The organism is Flavobacterium sp. C3NV, from assembly GCF_046825355.2.
Lineage (GTDB): Bacteria > Bacteroidota > Bacteroidia > Flavobacteriales > Flavobacteriaceae > Flavobacterium.
This window is the reverse complement of the sequence record NZ_JBKQBJ020000001.1, coordinates 550,049-564,430: the sequence shown is the minus strand read 5'-3', so window position 1 is coordinate 564,430 and position 14,382 is coordinate 550,049. Positions and strand designations below refer to the sequence as shown.

Below are 14,382 nucleotides of genomic sequence, written 5' to 3'. Positions count from 1 at the left end.
ATTATATTTATCTTGACTTGAAATAGCCCAGTAATTTGGTTACGTAATTTTCATCAACTCTGGTGTTTACAACTCCAGCTCCGGATTTACTAAAAATATCTTTGAAATAATTAACTCTTTCCTGATAGTGTTTTTCGTAATTCATTCGCACTGTTTTTGAACCTGTATCTACCAGTTGAATTTTTCCCGTTTCGGCATCAAGCATTGATACCATTCCTAAATTCGGAATTTTTTCTTCACGAATATCGTAAACCCTAACACCGGTAATGTCGTGTTTTTTAGACGCAATCTTCAAAGTTTGCTCATAATTTTCAGACATAAAATCAGAAATCACGAAAACAATCGCTTTCTTTTTCTGAGTTCCTGATAAAAATTTTAAAGCAGCTCCAACATCTGTTTTCAGGCTTTTTGGTTCAAATTCGATCAATTCACGAATGATTCTTAAAACGTGGGAACGACCTTTTTTTGGCGGAATATACAATTCTACATTATCAGAAAATAATATTAAACCAATTTTGTCATTATTTTGTGTAGCCGAAAAAGCCATCGTTGCCGCAATTTCGGTGACGATGTCTTTTTTAAATTGACTTTTAGAACCAAAACCCTCTGAACCTGAGATGTCAACCATTAAAACCATGGTCAATTCGCGTTCTTCTTCAAAAACTTTTACGTGGGCTTCGTTATAGCGCGCAGTTACATTCCAATCGATGTTACGAATGTCATCGCCATATTGGTATTGACGTACTTCACTAAAAGTCATCCCTCGTCCTTTAAATGAAGAGTGATATTCTCCCGAAAAGATATGATTGCTCAGTCTTTTGGTTTTGATTTCTATTTTCCGTACTTTTTTTAAAAGCTCTTTTGTATCCATTTTTTGTTAGTGTTCAGTGATCAGTTAGAAAGTGTTCAGTTAAAGTTCAAATTCTAAAAGCTCTTTCCATCTTTTATTAGTGTTCAAGGATCAAAGTATCAGTTTACTGAATACTAAAACCTGAACACTGAGCACTTTTTTTAAGGTACTTCAATCTCGTTTACGATTTTGTTGATAATGTCTACAGAAGTAATGTTTTCGGCTTCAGCCTCATATGTTATCCCAACTCTGTGACGTAAAACATCATGTACAACTGCGCGAACATCTTCTGGAATTACATAACCACGACGTTTGATAAAAGCGTAACATTTTGCTGCAACAGCTAAATTGATACTTCCACGTGGTGATGCTCCAAAACTAATAAGAGGTTTTAAGTCGGCCAATTTGTACTTCTCTGGATAACGAGTAGCAAATATGATATCTAAAATATATTTTTCGATTTTCTCATCCATGTAAACTTCACGAACCGCTTCTTGCGCGCGTAAAATTTGTTCTACAGAAACTACAGCATTTACTTTTTCGTAAGTTCCTTTTAAGTTTTGACGAATTACAAAACGCTCTTCGTCAATTTTTGGATAGTCAATTACAGTTTTTAACATAAAACGATCGACTTGCGCTTCCGGAAGTTGGTATGTTCCTTCTTGCTCTACTGGGTTTTGAGTCGCCAGTACTAAAAACGGACGATCTAGTTTGAAAGTCGTGTCGCCAATAGTTACTTGTTTTTCCTGCATCGCCTCCAAAAGTGCCGATTGAACCTTTGCCGGAGCACGGTTAATCTCATCGGCAAGGACGAAATTTGCGAAGATTGGCCCTTTTTTGATAGAAAACTCGTTTGCTTTGATGTTGTAAATCATCGTTCCAACGACATCGGCAGGTAATAAGTCAGGTGTAAACTGAATACGACTGAACGAACCTTGTACTGCTTGAGACAAAGTATTTATGGCTAAAGTTTTTGCTAATCCGGGAACACCTTCAAGCAAAATATGCCCTTGTCCCAAAAGTCCAATTAGTAAACGCTCGACCATATGTTTCTGGCCCACAATAACTTTGTTCATTTCCATTGTAAGAAGGTCTATAAAAGCACTTTCTCTTTCAATTTTTTCATTTATCGCTCTAATGTCTAAAGTCGTTGTATTTTCTTCCATATAAATATTTTTAAAACCTTGATTTCTATGCGTAGCTTTTGAGAGTGCAAATTGAATATTTTTTGAGAAGTAAGATGTTAAAGAATGGTTAAAACTTCGACCAATGACCTAATTTTAAGGACTAATTGTGAATCTATTTTTATATTTTTAAGAACTTTGGTGATTATGCTTCAGAAAAGCATATTTATTACCAAAAATAACGCAATGAAACCATGAGTAAAACAGCATTATCGCCCATAATTTCGGGCACTATGAATTGGGGAGTTTGGGATAAAAACCTTACAACTAAAGAAATGGAAAACCTGATACAACTTTGTATCGAAAACAAAATTACAACTTTTGATCACGCAGATATTTACGGATCGTATACCACAGAAGCTGATTTTGGAAAAGCATTTCACAACAGCAAAATCTCGAGAGAGAAATTACAATTAATTACCAAATGCGGAATTCAGATGATCGCCGAAAACCGCCCAAACAAAATCAAACATTACGATTACTCCAAGGATTATATTGTTTGGTCAGTTGAAGAATCATTAAAAAAACTGAAAACAGATTATGTTGATGTTTTTTTATTGCACAGACCAAGTCCGTTAATGCAAGCCGATGAAATTGCAGAAGCGGTTGAAAAATTGAAAGCAGAAGGAAAAATTATCGATTTCGGACTTTCAAATTTCACAAGTTCTCAAACCGAATTAATTCGTCAGAAAACAGAAGTAAGTTACAATCAGGTACAATTTTCGGCAACGAATTTTGAACCAATGGTTGACGGAAGCTTTGATTACATGCAAACACACGGAATCCGTCCGTTATCATGGAATCCGCTGGGAACTGTTTTTAGAGAAGACACTAAAAAAACACGTCGTTTGAAAAAACTATTGGCTGATTTAGTTCAGAAATACGGTTTTGGGTCAGATACGCTTTTGTTGGCCTGGATTTTAAAACATCCTTCAGCGGTTATTCCAATCGCAGGAACAGTCAATATTGCCAGAATTCAATCACTGATGAAAGCTGTTGAATTAGAAATGGACAAAGAAGACTGGTTTGCCATCTGGACAGAAAGCAGAGGAGAAGAAGTTGCTTAAACCTTTGATCATATAATGATACGATTAGAAAAATTCGATGCAGCGTTTTATCCGCAATTAATTGATAGTATAAAAGATGCTCGTGAGTTGATGCAATTTGCAGGACCGGAATTTACTTTTCCTTTAACCGAAGAACAGATAGCAAAATCACTTTCGGATAGCAACAGGATTGCTTTTAGGGTTGTAACTATTTCTGATGGTTCGACTATCGGGCATTGTGAAATTTGTTTTAAAGACGAGTTTGCAAATCTGGGAAGAATTTTGATTATGGATCAAACCATAAGAGGAAAAGGAATCGGGAAACAAATAGTGACTTTGCTTCTGGAATTTATTCTAGAAAATAGTAAGCATAGAAATGTTGAGCTAAATGTTTTTGATTTTAATATTGGTGCCATCAAATGCTACGAAAAGATTGGTTTTGTCATTAATCCTGATAAAAAGTTTGTTAGGGAAATGGATGATGAAACCTGGACGGCTCTAAATATGAAGTTGGATTTAGACAATTGGATCAGAAAAGATTGAAAAAATTTTTTTTTGCCACAGATTGAAAGATTCTCACAGATTATACATCATTTTAATCTGTGGCAAAAAACTTTTAAAATAAAAATAGTAGAATGAAAAAAACAGTTTTAATTACTGGAGCCACAAGCGGAATTGGTAAAGCAACCGCTCAAATAATGGCAAAAAATAACTATAAAGTGGTGCTTTGCGGAAGACGTAAAGATCGTTTGGCCGAACTTGAAAAAGAACTTTCGGCTTTTACCGAAGTACATTCTTTGTCCTTTGATGTCAGAGATAAAAATGATGTTCTGGAAAGTATTAATTCTTTGCCGGAAGCATTCTCAGATATTGATGTTTTGATCAATAATGCCGGAAATGCACATGGTTTAGACCCAATTCAAACCGGAGATTTAGACGATTGGGATGCCATGATCGATATTAATGTAAAAGGACTTTTGTATGTTTCGAAAGCAGTGATTCCGAAAATGACAGCCAAAAATTCCGGACATATTATTAATATTGGTTCGACAGCTGCCAAAGAAGTGTATCCAAACGGAAATGTATATTGCGGAACAAAACATGCAGTTGATGCCATTACTGCCGGAATGCGAATAGATTTGAATCCGTTTAGTATTAGAGTAGGAGCAATTCACCCGGGAATGGTAGCTACAGAATTTAGTGAAGTGCGTTTTAAAGGTGATGTCGAAAGAGCTTCGAATGTTTACAAAGGTTTCGATCCGTTGCAGGCAGAAGATATTGCCGATATTATTCATTTTGTGGTTTCAAGACCCTATCATGTAAACATCGCCGATTTGGTGGTGATGAGTACCGCGCAAGCGTCGTCCACAATTGTTAAGAGAGGTTAATTATTTTTTATTATTATTTCTATTTTTTATTTTTAAGCATGGCGAATTATAGTTCTTTTGAAGAGATGGTTATTTATCAATTAGCTCGAGAACAGTGTAATCAAGTTTGGAATTTAATTATGACTACCTCATTAGGTCAAGATTACAAATTAAGAGAACAAATAAACGGGTCTTCGGGATCAGTTATGGATAACATAGCTGAAGGATTTGGTAGAGGAGGGAACAAAGAATTTATCACATTTTTAGGTTATTCAAGAGGATCTTGTTGTGAAGCTAAAGCTCAACTCCAAAGATGTTTTGATAGAAAGCACATTAGAGAAGAAGTGTTTTTAGAACTAAATTTAAAAGCGCAAAATATAATTGATCAGATTTCAAAATTTATAAATTACTTAAAAACGTCTGAAAGGAAAGGTTCAAAGTATGATTAAGTAATCAGAGAATAAAAAATAGAAATAAAAAATAAAAAATATTCACATGATCAACAAACGCCTTTTAATAAAAAATCTACTCGCCCATAATGACGAGAGCAGTTTTTATGATAAAAAAAGGCAATTGAATTTGCATTCTCGTGAAGGAAAAGGAAAATTCCTGAAGCATATTTGTGCTTTGTCGAATTCAAACCCAACCAATAATTCTTATATCGTGGTTGGTGTAGAAGATCAGGATAACGAAATTGTAGGCGATGACTTTTTTGATGATAGCCGAATTCAGAATCTTGTAAATGCCTTTCTGGAAAATCCTCCAAAAATTCAATATGAAAATGTACCATTTCCGAATCTTCCAAAAGATAAAGTAGTAGGATTGGTTACGATTAAACCCAAAAGCAAAACATCTTATTTCAAAAAAGGAATTCATACAACTCCGGCTAATAGTGTTTTTATTCGCCGCGGCAGTAATTCGGTTCCGGTTGAAGGGGAAATTGAGAAAAATTACCAGAATACTGAAACGGTTATTGGGATCGAAAATAGTTCTCGAAATAGTATCCAGTATACACTTGATGGTGTTTTTGATTTTATGAATTTTAGGCACAAAGACATGTCGCCTAAATATCATGTTTTTAAAGAATTGTTTGTGATTTGCTGGGCAGGAGTCCCTCATAAATCACGTGATAAAACGTTCTTATCCCGTGTTGATATCGAATTGATCAACGAACAAATCAAACTTTTTTATTCGGCGCAGGATGTGGTTACGATTGTTTTTGATGACGATAGTTTTACCATAACCGAATATGTTCCGTTAGGCTTAAATGATAAAACGAGTTATTATCCTCTGGAAAAACAAACGATTCATTTTTTTGATAATGGTTATTATAAAATCGACCGCGAAATGCTTTTTCAGCCTCCTGAATTCAACAGAAAAATGCTGTATCATATTTACAATGCGAATATGGCATTGCTTCAAAAACTGCAAAAAGGAATTGCCCTGTCAGAACGTGAATTGAAAGATCTCGAAAATCTTCCGTCAACTTTTATGATTTGTTATCTTAATGGTTTTGATGATGCCAAACAAAAACTTATTGATGCCAAATTGCTTTTGAAGCCTTTTGGGAATATTTATTTATCGTTTAAAGAAGCTTTAAGGATTTTAAGGAAGATGAAATACGATTTTCAGGAAGGGAGTAAGTAAGGTTCTAAGTTGCTAAGGGACTGAGATACTAAGATTTAAAAAAAAATGACAAAGGTTTTATGTAGAGACGCACTGCAGTGCGTCTAACCTGATAGTTTATAATTTTTTTGAATAGCCTCCAGCTTTAGCTGGAGATAATAATTAAGAGGTGTTCTTTGGCTTTAGCCAAATTATTTTAGCACCTGTTAATAATATACTTATCGATATTTCAAATATTTACGCACTTTTTCATACGGAAACAAAAGTTCTTTTGGTCCATCTGCATACGAAGCGGCTTCGTATGAGTTATAATATAAAAGCAACCCACCATTAGTATAAAAGATATTTTGCGGCAACTGAAATTTGTCGTTTTCGAACATTAAACCTGTTGCGTTAATATTTGCTTTTGCAGGAATTTTATATTTCTTTCTGAATTCTCCTTCGGCGAAAGCCTTAAACTCTTTTTCGTTTTTGAATATTTCATCGGTAAAAATGGTTTTTCCGGTTTTAGGGTGAAATAATAACGATCGAAAACCCTGATAACCGTGAGCTCCGCCGGTAAAAGTATAATGATCGATTTTGATATTAATAATCTGATCAGACTCAAACTCAACATTACCTTTTATTTTTCCTTCCCAGCCAAAAGTTTCGGTGGGGAATTTTTTATGCATTTCTTCATACGAAGTAATAAAAGAGGCGGCTAAAGATTTGTAATCATTCGCTTTTGAAGGATCTTCTTCAAAATAAACAATTTCTTTTACAACCCAAAAAACCTTTTTGTTAATGCTGTCAGCGACAATAGGGATGTTTTTAGCAATAGGCACGTCAATCGTAATTTTTGGACAATCTTTTTTGCAAGGAATAGTAGATTCTTTTTCAAATGTCTCATTTTCAAATGAAAGCTCTTTGTTGCAACTTGCAAATGTCAGGAACAAAAAGGCTAAAAAAGTGTAATGTTTCATATCAAAAAGTGTTAATTATATACAAAGGTAAGAAGTTGTGTCAGGATTAAAATAAATTTAACGGTAAATTTGTACCACGTTTAAGCATCTAAAATTTGTAACTATATGAAATTCAATACAAAAGTAATACATGGTGGTCAGCATCATGATCCAAGTACAGGAGCTGTTATGCCTCCGGTGTATCAAACTTCAACTTTTATACAAACTAGTCCGGGAAAACCTTTGGCGGATTATGAATATAGCAGGGCGTCGAACCCAACCCGTACCGCATTAGAGAATGCTTTGGCAAGTATCGAAAATGGTACTCGCGGATTGGCATTTTCATCTGGTTTGGCTGCAACAGATTGTGTTTTGAGATCATTTAAATCGGGTGATGAAATCATTGCAATGGATGATTTATACGGAGGAACGTATAGAATGTTCTCTCGAATTTATAAAGATTCAGGAATTAAATTTCACTTTGTTGATATGACAGATATCGAGAAATTGAAATCATTAATCAACGAAAATACCAAACTGATTTGGGTTGAAACACCAACAAATCCGTTAATGAAATTGGCTGACATTGCTGAAGTTGCCAAAATCACCAAAGCCAATAATATTTTATTTGCTGTTGATAATACTTTTGCAACACCATATTTGCAAAAACCTCTTGATTTAGGAGCTGATATTGTAATGCACTCGGCTACAAAATATTTAGGCGGACATTCTGATGTTATTGCCGGAGCTTTGATTGTAAAAGACGAAGCTTTAGGAGAACAATTGCATTTTCAGCAATTTGCAACCGGAGCAACTCTTGGGCCAATGGATAGTTTTTTGGTTTTAAGAGGAATCAAAACACTTTCGTTACGCGTGCAAAGACATTGTGAAAACGGAGAAAAAGTGGTAGAATATTTAAGCAACCATCCTAAAATAAATACGGTTTATTATCCGGGACTAAAAAGTCACCCATTTCATGAAATTGCAAAAAAGCAAATGAAAGCTTTTGGCGGAATGGTTTCGTTTACTTTTAAATCAGGTAAAAAAGAAGATTCGATTGCATTTTTAGAGAAACTAAAAGTTTTTACTCTGGCAGAATCTTTAGGCGGAGTAGAATCATTGGCCAATCATCCGGCTTTGATGACACACGCTTCGATTCCGGCAGATAAAAGAGCCGAAGTTGGTATTACCGATGATTTGGTTCGATTGAGTGTGGGTATCGAAGATGCAGAAGACTTAATCACAGATATCGAGCAGGCTTTGGCATAACAGAATAAAATTCTAAAATAAAAAATCCCAAATTCCAGTTGTAATAATCTTGGAATTTGGGATTTTTTTTATGTTGGGATTTCTTTAAAATTCTAGATAATAAATATATCCTGCGTTGAACCAAACTTGTGAATCGTTTGATTTGTTTTCTTTATAAATATCTTTATTTGGATTTAAACCATCAACCCAATCAGAAGCGTAACCCTGATAACGAACTTCAAACATTAAATCGCTCATTGTCGTTAGTTTGTAATGTACACCAGCACCTGCTGTTCCTGATACAACTAAACCATTTTCGTTAGAAAAACCAAACTGGCGTCCGTCAGAAGGAGTTAGGTATTTTGGATAAGTGGTTAATGGAAGTCCTAATGTGCCAAGTCTTGACTCAACTTTGGTTCTATAATAACTCACCTGGAAACCTAAACTTATATACGGGCTAAAACTACCAATTGTATTTTCGAAATCATGAATTTTCATAAAAGGAGAAAATTCTAATTGAGCCCCAAGATTTACTAAAGTCGAGGTGCCATGCATTCCTCTAAGATGTTGTACAAGATTTTTCTTTTTTTCGATATCAACCCATTCGCCAAAATGTTCCAGCTTGGTTTGATTAAAAGAAAGTTCAGATCTTACTTTAAAATGTTCTGTAAAAAAACTCTCCCTATTGTTATTGGCAGAAAAGTTTATAAAGTGAACAATTCCAATTCCGAATCCTGTGTTTCCAACATTAGTGTCAAAGTTATTTCTTTGGCCAAAATCAGATTGAAACGTAGAAGGTCCGAATATTATTCCTACTTCTTGGGCGAGACTAGATTGTGCATTTGCTATTGATGGTATTCCGAAAAAGGCGAATAGCGTGATTATTATAGGTTTGAGCATGTTTTTGGGCTTTCAAATCTTGGCAAATATATAAAAAACCCTGTCGAATCAAAATATAAAATACCTGTATTAAAAATTTAGTAACAAAACACTTAAATGTCTAACTTTAAGTGCTGTAATTTCATGCAAATTCAACAGTGTAAAATCGTATTTTTAGTATTGTTTAGAAATAACACAATTTTGCTCCAAAAACGAAAAATATTAACAAACCATGATCGTTTTGCATTATCTTTGCGCGTCATTACGAAAACGTTTTCTTAAAGCATGTTTTTTTAATTGAATTGACTTAAAATTTATAAACTATTTATTGAATAATTTATTTAAAAATGGAACAAAAAATAAATGAATTTATGGCTCTTGTTGAGTCTAAAAATCCAAACGAGCCAGAATTTCTTCAGGCCGTTAGAGAATTTGCAGAAACGGTAATTCCGTTTATCGCAGAGCGAAAAAAATATGATGGAAAAAATTTACTTCTAAGAATTGCTGAACCGGAAAGATCTATAATTTTTAGAGTTCCATGGGTTGACGATAAAGGAGAAATAATTGTAAACAGAGGATTCAGAATTCAGATGAACTCTGCAATTGGACCTTATAAAGGCGGAATCAGATTTCATCATACAGTAAATTTATCTGTTTTAAAATTCCTTGCTTTCGAACAAGTTTTTAAAAACAGTTTGACAACATTGCCAATGGGTGGTGGAAAAGGAGGATCTGATTTTGATCCTGAAGGAAAATCTGATGGAGAAATTATGCGTTTCTGTCAATCATTTATGACTGAATTATGCCGTCATATTGGTCCGGATCTTGACGTTCCTGCAGGAGATATTGGTGTTGGAGCAAGAGAAATTGGTTACTTATTTGGTCAGTACAAAAGAATCAGAAATGAGTTTACCGGAGTTCTTACCGGAAAAGGACTTGCTTACGGTGGTTCATTAATACGTCCTGAAGCTACAGGATACGGAGTTGTTTATTTTACAGATCAAATGCTTCGTACTATTGGCCATGAAATAAAAGGTAAAAGAGTTGCTATTTCAGGATTTGGAAATGTAGCCTGGGGTGTGGCACTAAAAATAAATGAATTAGGCGGGAAAGTAGTTACGATTTCAGGACCTGATGGATATATTTATGATGAAGAGGGAATCTCTGGAGAAAAAATCGAGCATATGGTCGAAATGAGAGCAACCGGAGATAACAGAGCTGAACTTTATACAAAGAAATATCCAAATGCTGTTTTTCATAAAGGAAAAAGCCCTTGGGAAGTAAAAGTAGATATTGCTATTCCTTGTGCTACTCAAAACGAATTAACAGGAGAAGATGCTAAAAAATTAATTGATAATGGTGTTTTATGTGTAACCGAAGCTGCAAATATGCCTTCTACATTAGATGCTATTAAATTATTTTTGGATAATAAAGTTTTATTCGCACCAGGTAAAGCTGCAAATGCAGGAGGAGTTGCTGCATCTGGATTAGAGATGACGCAAAACTCAATTCGTTTGAACTGGACAAGTGAAGAAGTGGATTTGAGATTAAAAGATATCATGGTTGGAATTCACAACCAATGTAAAAAATACGGTATGGGAGAAGATGGTTATGTGAACTACGTAAAAGGAGCTAACATTGCCGGATTTGTTAAAGTAGCCGATGCTATGCTTGCTCAGGGTGTAGTGTAAGTTTTAATTACAATGCTAAGATGCCTTCATTTGTCTTTTTAAAAGATGATTGAAGGCATTTTTTTATTTTCCACCACGAATTCACAAAGTGGTTTGGTTTTAAATCACCTTTTAGGATAGATTTTTTTTCATATTTAAAGCTTAAATTTTCTTAATCTCTTAATGGTTCAAAAAAGAGCTTTATTTAAACCAGAACAAAATTCAAATACTTTCGTTTGTAGTATATTTGTCTATCCGAATATCTGAAGTAATGAAGAGAAGTTTTCTGTATGTTTTGTTTTTACTGTTGTTTCAATTTAGTTTCGCGCAGAATAAATTGTCATGGCAGAGTTATTTTTCATTTAATGAAATAAAAGATATTTCAGAAGCGCCAACAACAGTTTTTGCAGCTTCAGAAAATGCATTGTTTTCTAAAAACACGGCTACAAACAGCATTAAAACAACAACTACTGTTGATGGACTTTCGGGTCAGACGATTTCGGCTTTATACCATAGCGAAGGATTCAAAAAAACGATTATTGGTTACGAAAACGGTTTGATGATCGTAATCAATGAAAAAGACGGCAGCATCTTAAAAGTGGTAGATATTATCAACAAACAATTGCCGGCAAACCTTAAGAAAATTAATCATTTTATGGAACATAACGGTTTGGTTTATGTTTCTTGTGATTTTGGAATCGTGCAGTTCAATTTAACAACTTCCCAATTTGGAGATACTTATTTTATTGGTGATAACGGAGCAGAAATCAATATAAGACAAACCGCTTATTTCGATGGATTTATTTATGCAGCGACTTCAAACGGAATAAGAAAAGCTAATAGTACCAATGCCAACCTGATCGATTATAATCAATGGACTTTGGTAAATTCAGGAGATTGGTCGAGCGTAGAAACTTTAGATACAACACTTATCGCTGTCAATTCAGGCGGATATATTCATCGTTATAATTCAAATACATTTGTTGGGTTTTTGCAGCTTCCGCAACCTGCTACAGATATGCGTGCCGTAAATCATAAATTGTTTGTTACAACACCCAATACGGTTTTTGTTTATTCAAATCAAATGGTTTTAAATCGTCAGATTGCAAATACTCAGGTTTTAGATAATACATTAAGTTTTACTTGTGCCACTGCTATTGGAGAATTGCTGTACATTGGAACAAAAGAAAAAGGATTGTTTGCATCAACTTTATCAAATGTTTCAGCTTTCGAGAATAATACACCGCCGGGACCAACACGAAACAATATATTTTCGCTAGATGTAGCGCCAAATGTGCTCTGGACAGTTTATGGCGATTATACTTCGTCTTATAATCCTTATCCGCTAGATAGTTATGGTATAAGTAAATACGATACTTCCGGATGGCTAAATTTACCGTATGAAGATGTTTTTGGAGCAAAATCTATGACCCGTATTATCGTAAATCCTAACAATGACAAGCAAGTTTATGCAAGCTCATTTTTTTCGGGTTTATTAAAAATTGAACAGGATGTGCCTACGTTTTTATATAACGAAAAAAACAGCGGTTTAGAGAGTATTACAACCGAAGGGCCCAATTATATAGATGTTCGTATTAACGGAACTGCTTTTGATAAATCAGGAAATCTCTGGATCACCAATAGCAGAATCAAAAATGGTTTAAAGGTTTTAAAAACAAACGGACAATGGCAAAGTTATTCCACGGCGACAATTCTTGACAATGCCGAACTTGCCAGTTATGCCAATATTGTTATTGATAAAAATAATACAAAATGGATATCGACCAATAGAGAAGGAGTGATTGGTTTTAACGAAAGTACCAATACATTCAAAAAAATAACTTTTGGTGCAGATGTCGGAAATTTACCAACTGCAGATGTTCGATCTGTTGCTGTCGATACTAAAGGGCAGTTATGGATTGGGACTATAAAAGGATTAAGGGTTTTGTCTAACGTTGGGAGTTTTCAAACGGAGAGTCAGCTTAAAGCAAATCCTATTATTATAATGGATGATAATCTGGCGCAGGAATTATTATACGAGCAATTTATAAATGTAATTGTGGTAGACGGAGCCAATAATAAATGGATTGGGACCGGAGATTCCGGCATTTTTATGGTATCGCCAAACGGTCAGGAAACCAAATATCATTTTACAATAAATAATTCGCCATTACCAAGTAATGTTATTAATGATATTAAAATTAATAGTGCAACAGGCGAGGTTTTTATTGCAACAGATAAAGGTATGGTTTCTTTTAAAGGAATTGCAACCGAGGCCAACGAGGATTTAAATAATGCTTATGTTTATCCTAATCCCGTTCGTCCCAATTATTCAGGAACAGTAAAAGTAGCAGGATTAATCGATAAGGCCAATATCAAGATTACCGATATCGAAGGCAATTTAGTATACGAAACCACTTCGACAGGCGGAACGATAGAATGGGATACAACAGCTTTCGGGCGATATAAAGTAGCCTCGGGAGTTTATATGGTTTTTATCTCGGCACAAGATGGTGGAGAAACCAAAGTTAAGAAAGTGATGATTATTCGATAGTTTTCAGTCGCATTCGCAGTCGCATTCGCAGTCGCATTCGCATTCGCATTCGCAGTCGCAGTCGCAGTCGCAGTCGCAGTCGCAGTCGCAGTCGCAGTTTTCTAAAAAAAATAAAAATTGATTAATCAATTTTTATTTTTTTTAGAAAATCTAAAATCTAAAATCTAAAATCTAAAATCTAAAATCTAAAATCTAAAATCTAAAATCTAAAATCTAAAATCTAAAATCTAAAATCTAAAATCTAAAATTAGATAGCCGTTACAATAGCTAAGAAGTCATCAGCTTTTAAAGCAGCACCTCCAATTAAACCACCGTCTACGTCTGGTTTACCAAAGATTTCTTTAGCGTTGTCTGGTTTTACAGAACCACCGTATAAAATAGAAACTTCGTCAGCGATTTCAGCTCCGTAAGCTTTACGAACAACTTCTCTGATGAATTCGTGCATTTCCTGAGCTTGTTCAGGTGAAGCAGTTTCTCCAGTTCCAATAGCCCAAACTGGCTCATAAGCTAAAACAACTTTAGACCATGATTCTTTTGAGATCTGGAATAATCCGTCACGTAATTGGTTTTCAACAATATTAAAGTGATTGTCAGATTGACGGTCTTTTAATTCTTCTCCAAAACAGAAAATTACTGTTAAGTCATGTTTCAATGCAGTGTCTACTTTATTAGCGATTAAAGCATCAGTTTCGTGAAAAATTGCGCGACGCTCAGAGTGACCAAGAATTACGGTGTTTACACCAATACTAGTTAACATATCAGCAGAAATTTCTCCTGTAAAAGCTCCACCTTCAGCCTGGTGAACGTTTTGAGCAGCAACACCAATAGTTGTATTTTTAACTTTAGCAACAGCTGCCTGTAAGTTTACAAATGTTGGAGCTACAATTACCTGAGCAGTAGTTTGAGCTGGTATTTTAGTAATTAATTCGCTTAATAATTCTTCAGTTTGTGCCGCGTTTTTATGCATTTTCCAGTTTCCTGCAACAATCTTTTTTCTCATTTTGGTAGTTTTTATTT

At 34.6% G+C, this 14,382-nt stretch carries 13 protein-coding genes; 8 read left to right on the top strand and 5 right to left on the bottom strand.

Features of this window, described 5'->3' with window-relative positions; all coding sequences use genetic code 11:
- Positions 1 to 7: 7 nt before the first annotated feature.
- Both ACIDC4_RS02300 and ACIDC4_RS02295 read right to left on the bottom strand, forming a co-directional pair.
- Positions 8 to 871, bottom strand: a complete 864-nt coding sequence (locus ACIDC4_RS02300; protein ID WP_412044299.1) for a DUF58 domain-containing protein — start codon at positions 869 to 871, stop codon at positions 8 to 10.
- A gap of 140 nt (positions 872 to 1,011) precedes the next feature.
- A complete protein-coding gene (locus tag ACIDC4_RS02295; protein WP_059116622.1) occupies positions 1,012 to 2,016 on the bottom strand; it encodes an AAA family ATPase in 1,005 nt (334 codons plus the stop codon).
- 212 nt (positions 2,017 to 2,228) lie between these two features.
- Here ACIDC4_RS02295 and ACIDC4_RS02290 point away from each other — a divergent pair, with 212 nt between their 5' ends.
- The 5 genes from ACIDC4_RS02290 to ACIDC4_RS02270 all read left to right on the top strand — a co-directional run bounded on the left by ACIDC4_RS02290 (position 2,229) and on the right by ACIDC4_RS02270 (position 6,094).
- A complete protein-coding gene (locus tag ACIDC4_RS02290) occupies positions 2,229 to 3,101 on the top strand; it encodes an aldo/keto reductase (protein ID WP_412044298.1) in 873 nt (290 codons plus the stop codon).
- Between the two features lie 15 nt (positions 3,102 to 3,116).
- Positions 3,117 to 3,623, top strand: coding sequence for a GNAT family N-acetyltransferase (locus ACIDC4_RS02285; RefSeq protein ID WP_412044297.1), 507 nt, complete (start codon positions 3,117 to 3,119; stop codon positions 3,621 to 3,623).
- A 92-nt stretch (positions 3,624 to 3,715) separates the two neighbouring features.
- Positions 3,716 to 4,468, top strand: coding sequence for an SDR family NAD(P)-dependent oxidoreductase (locus ACIDC4_RS02280; RefSeq protein ID WP_412044296.1), 753 nt, complete (start codon positions 3,716 to 3,718; stop codon positions 4,466 to 4,468).
- 38 nt (positions 4,469 to 4,506) lie between these two features.
- The gene (locus ACIDC4_RS02275; protein WP_412044295.1) at positions 4,507 to 4,896 is read left to right on the top strand and encodes a four helix bundle protein; all 390 of its coding nucleotides are present in this window, start codon (positions 4,507 to 4,509) and stop codon (positions 4,894 to 4,896) included.
- Positions 4,897 to 4,942: 46 nt separating this feature from the next.
- A complete protein-coding gene (locus ACIDC4_RS02270) occupies positions 4,943 to 6,094 on the top strand; it encodes an ATP-binding protein (RefSeq protein WP_412044294.1) in 1,152 nt (383 codons plus the stop codon).
- A 197-nt stretch (positions 6,095 to 6,291) separates the two neighbouring features.
- On the opposite strand, the gene ACIDC4_RS02265 is transcribed toward ACIDC4_RS02270, so the two are convergent.
- Entirely contained in the window at positions 6,292 to 7,035 is a 744-nt protein-coding gene (locus ACIDC4_RS02265; protein WP_412044293.1) for a DUF3298 and DUF4163 domain-containing protein, read from the bottom strand.
- A 105-nt stretch (positions 7,036 to 7,140) separates the two neighbouring features.
- On the opposite strand from ACIDC4_RS02265, the gene ACIDC4_RS02260 reads away from it, so the two are divergent.
- Positions 7,141 to 8,283: a cystathionine gamma-synthase gene (locus ACIDC4_RS02260; RefSeq protein WP_412044292.1), complete on the top strand. Its 1,143-nt coding sequence runs from the start codon at positions 7,141 to 7,143 to the stop codon at positions 8,281 to 8,283.
- 84 nt (positions 8,284 to 8,367) lie between these two features.
- On the opposite strand, the gene ACIDC4_RS02255 is transcribed toward ACIDC4_RS02260, so the two are convergent.
- Positions 8,368 to 9,162, bottom strand: a complete 795-nt coding sequence (locus tag ACIDC4_RS02255) for a THC0290_0291 family protein (RefSeq protein WP_412044291.1) — start codon at positions 9,160 to 9,162, stop codon at positions 8,368 to 8,370.
- A 326-nt stretch (positions 9,163 to 9,488) separates the two neighbouring features.
- Here ACIDC4_RS02255 and gdhA point away from each other — a divergent pair, with 326 nt between their 5' ends.
- Entirely contained in the window at positions 9,489 to 10,832 is a 1,344-nt protein-coding gene (gdhA, locus tag ACIDC4_RS02250) for an NADP-specific glutamate dehydrogenase (protein ID WP_194617340.1), read from the top strand.
- Between the two features lie 250 nt (positions 10,833 to 11,082).
- Positions 11,083 to 13,365, top strand: a complete 2,283-nt coding sequence (gene porZ, locus ACIDC4_RS02245; RefSeq protein WP_412044290.1) for a type IX secretion system anionic LPS delivery protein PorZ — start codon at positions 11,083 to 11,085, stop codon at positions 13,363 to 13,365.
- A gap of 247 nt (positions 13,366 to 13,612) precedes the next feature.
- On the opposite strand, the gene tpiA is transcribed toward porZ, so the two are convergent.
- The gene (gene tpiA, locus ACIDC4_RS02240; RefSeq protein ID WP_230037287.1) at positions 13,613 to 14,365 is read right to left on the bottom strand and encodes a triose-phosphate isomerase; all 753 of its coding nucleotides are present in this window, start codon (positions 14,363 to 14,365) and stop codon (positions 13,613 to 13,615) included.
- Positions 14,366 to 14,382 lie beyond the last annotated feature (17 nt).

What these genes read in the sequence shown, in the direction of transcription:
- ACIDC4_RS02285 (WP_412044297.1), top strand. Translation starts at nt 3,117, where the DNA reads ATGATACGATTAGAAAAATTCGATGCAGCGTTTTATCCGCAATTAATT.
- ACIDC4_RS02260 (WP_412044292.1), top strand. Translation starts at nt 7,141, where the DNA reads ATGAAATTCAATACAAAAGTAATACATGGTGGTCAGCATCATGATCCA.
- ACIDC4_RS02290 (WP_412044298.1), top strand. Translation starts at nt 2,229, where the DNA reads ATGAGTAAAACAGCATTATCGCCCATAATTTCGGGCACTATGAATTGG.
- porZ (WP_412044290.1), top strand. Translation starts at nt 11,083, where the DNA reads ATGAAGAGAAGTTTTCTGTATGTTTTGTTTTTACTGTTGTTTCAATTT.
- gdhA (WP_194617340.1), top strand. Translation starts at nt 9,489, where the DNA reads ATGGAACAAAAAATAAATGAATTTATGGCTCTTGTTGAGTCTAAAAAT.
- ACIDC4_RS02295 (WP_059116622.1), bottom strand. Translation starts at nt 2,016, where the DNA reads ATGGAAGAAAATACAACGACTTTAGACATTAGAGCGATAAATGAAAAA.
- ACIDC4_RS02275 (WP_412044295.1), top strand. Translation starts at nt 4,507, where the DNA reads ATGGCGAATTATAGTTCTTTTGAAGAGATGGTTATTTATCAATTAGCT.
- ACIDC4_RS02270 (WP_412044294.1), top strand. Translation starts at nt 4,943, where the DNA reads ATGATCAACAAACGCCTTTTAATAAAAAATCTACTCGCCCATAATGAC.
- ACIDC4_RS02265 (WP_412044293.1), bottom strand. Translation starts at nt 7,035, where the DNA reads ATGAAACATTACACTTTTTTAGCCTTTTTGTTCCTGACATTTGCAAGT.
- tpiA (WP_230037287.1), bottom strand. Translation starts at nt 14,365, where the DNA reads ATGAGAAAAAAGATTGTTGCAGGAAACTGGAAAATGCATAAAAACGCG.
- ACIDC4_RS02255 (WP_412044291.1), bottom strand. Translation starts at nt 9,162, where the DNA reads ATGCTCAAACCTATAATAATCACGCTATTCGCCTTTTTCGGAATACCA.
- ACIDC4_RS02300 (WP_412044299.1), bottom strand. Translation starts at nt 871, where the DNA reads ATGGATACAAAAGAGCTTTTAAAAAAAGTACGGAAAATAGAAATCAAA.
- ACIDC4_RS02280 (WP_412044296.1), top strand. Translation starts at nt 3,716, where the DNA reads ATGAAAAAAACAGTTTTAATTACTGGAGCCACAAGCGGAATTGGTAAA.